The 2398-nt window shown below is 56.6% G+C and carries 2 protein-coding genes and 1 pseudogene; 1 reads left to right on the forward strand and 2 read right to left on the reverse strand.

The features are described from left to right. Positions 1-51 precede the first annotated feature (51 nt). Together V0288_RS24915 and V0288_RS24920 are read right to left on the reverse strand one after the other, a co-directional pair. A pseudogene (locus tag V0288_RS24915) lies at positions 52-288 on the reverse strand (transposase domain-containing protein); the annotation flags it as partial. Positions 289-466: 178 nt separating this feature from the next. After that, positions 467-688 (reverse strand): hypothetical protein, encoded by a 222-nt coding sequence (locus tag V0288_RS24920; protein WP_332867900.1) that lies wholly within the window; start codon positions 686-688, stop codon positions 467-469. On the opposite strand from V0288_RS24920, the gene V0288_RS24925 reads away from it, so the two are divergent. Continuing rightward, the gene (locus tag V0288_RS24925; protein ID WP_332867901.1) at positions 681-1892 is read left to right on the forward strand and encodes an FAD-dependent monooxygenase; all 1212 of its coding nucleotides are present in this window, start codon (positions 681-683) and stop codon (positions 1890-1892) included. The genes V0288_RS24920 and V0288_RS24925 overlap by 8 nt on opposite strands. The last annotated feature ends 506 nt before the right edge of the window (positions 1893-2398 follow it).

Raw genomic sequence — 2398 nt, forward strand, 5'->3', positions numbered from 1 at the left:
CACCCTTGTGTTCCTTATTGGGCAAGGCTTTCAGCCGCCTTGTCGCCCCTACAGCCCATTGACTAGATTTTGTAGCACGCTCGTCATCGAATCCGATGACCACAGGCTCATGGCGATCACCAGACAGACGACCAAACTGGACGGGAGTTGTCGTTTTCGCTCTCCCGTCGCGTTCGTTTCCTGCAAGGTTTCCTCGATTAATTCCGGGCCGATCACGGTCTGTAGGGCTTGAAACACTTGTCCGGCTTCGATTTTCGGGGTGATTAAAGAGAATTCTTCGAGTAACACTCGTGTTTGACTGGGGGAATCGGGGGATTACATCCACTTTACACCCTTTTTCCTTAACCGAGAAGTATTGGAACCCGCGAGGTATTGGCTCCCTAACGCTCTTTCGTCACTCTCGGATCGCCGCGGATTCACCGATCGCTTGAAATCCTCGCTAGAAAAGGATTTCGCTCGTGAATTACTAACAGTTTCTCTCGTTCGGGGCGTGACGACCCTCTATTCTCGTGAAACTCTTATCCGGTAAGTGTTTCCGCTGATGATTCCAACCGTAACCCACCCCGTAGTGATCAAAAAGCGCTAACCGCGCGACAGGGGTTGAATCGCGCGCGCGGGTCCACGCTAGACTACCGAAAGTTAATTTCTTGGAGAGACCCGGACGGGGTAAGCGGGAATCGATGGTCAAAGTAATCGTTATCGGTGGTGGTATCGGGGGGTTAACCCTGGCGCGGGCCTGTCTGGACGCGGGTCTCGCGGTGGAAGTCTACGAAAAGCGTCCTCTAGAGGAAATGCTATCGGGACCCGGCGGGATTTTCCTGCAACGGAACGCCACTCGGGTCTATGAAGTGCTCCGGGACGGGGAACTACACGTCAAGCTCTACGAACGGGGGGGGACGATCCGGGATGGCGGGTTCTTTAGCTCCCGCGGGAAACCCCTCTACCTCAACTCCCCGAAATTTATCGGGGCGGACAATCTCGGGGTCTGCTTACTCCGTCCGGAATTACAACGGATTCTCTACGAATCCCTCCCGTCTGGAACGGTTAAAGTCGGTTATCCCTTCGAGAACTTCGAGGAAAGAGAGGAGACGGTTCGAGTGGTTTTCGGCAACGGCACGAGCGTCGAGGGAAATGTCGTGGTCGGTGCTGACGGGCTATATTCTAAGGTTAGGGCCCGATTGGAGGGCGCGGAGCGATTGGAGCCTCCCGTTTACAGCGGGACGTGTTGCTGGCGGGGATATTTCGAGGGAAGTGCTCTCGCGCTCGATCGCCGGTATAGTTGGGCAGAATTCTGGGGACGGGGCGATCGCTTCGGCTACTTCGACGTGGGCCGCGGGCGTTTCTCTTTCTACGCCTTCGCCAATACCCCCCCCGGCGGGAACGATGAAGCCGGAGGGGGATCTTTAGCCGTCCTCAAGGCGCTTTTCTCGAACTACGCCGACCCGGTGCCGGCTATTCTGGAAGTTCTCGGCGATCGCCCGATTTACCGCGACGATATTTTCGACCGCGAACCCCTCGCGGGAGCTTGGGGGCGCGGGCGGGTAACGCTGATCGGGGACGCGGCCCACCCGGTACAACCCAATCTCGGCCAGGGGGGGTGTATGGCGATCGAGGACGCTTACGAACTCGCGCGGCGGCTCGCCTCGCTCGGGCGGGAGGGGTCGGTTCCGGGGGCGCTACGTCAGTTCGAGGCCGGGCGACGCGAGCGCGTGACCCGCGTGTTCGCCATCTCCCGTCAGGTCGGCCTGCTGGGCAACGCGGAACATCCGCTCGCCTGCTCGCTCCGGAACTGGCTGTACCGACTCACTCCCGCTTGGCTCGCCGACCGACAATTTAAATGGCTGTTCGATTATGTTCCCGAACCGCTCGACCCGAGGGTTCCCGATCGATAGCGGGCAGGATTCTAGCGGTGAAAAATCCGGGAGAAGCGCGCGACTCGCGAGTTTTCCCGAGAATCGCTCCCGCCTGCCGCTCGCCATATCGGCCGGGAGAACAACGGGGCGAACGCTAGAAGGTTGGGGAGGAATTCGATCGGTAGCGGGATCGTCGGGTCTCCTATCCGGCCACTTTTTCGGCTCTCCCAATCCAAAAACGGATAAAGTCGAGACTACAATTAAGTAGTTCATTAAAATCCGATCGGAGATGTTAAGATTCGGCTGTAGGAGCGACAAGGCGGCTGAAAGCCTTGCCCAATAAGGAACACAAGGGTGTAAGATCGAAAAAGATAGGTCGTCATTCTCAACAAACCTATCTTATTGAAAACATAAAAAATATGCTCCCATTATATCAAACTTACCTGTCCCGTCACCTAACCCGTGCGGAATTATTACTGTTAGTGGGACTTAAACAGATTTCAAGCCCAAATGTAGCCCAAAGCCGCTTTGTGAGAGGCGAAGAC

It is taken from the genome of Pannus brasiliensis CCIBt3594, from assembly GCF_036688125.1.
GTDB lineage: Bacteria > Cyanobacteriota > Cyanobacteriia > Cyanobacteriales > Microcystaceae > Pannus > Pannus brasiliensis.

Coding starts and splice junctions, on each gene's coding strand:
- V0288_RS24925 (WP_332867901.1), top strand. CDS start 681: ATGGTCAAAGTAATCGTTATCGGTGGTGGTATCGGGGGGTTAACCCTG.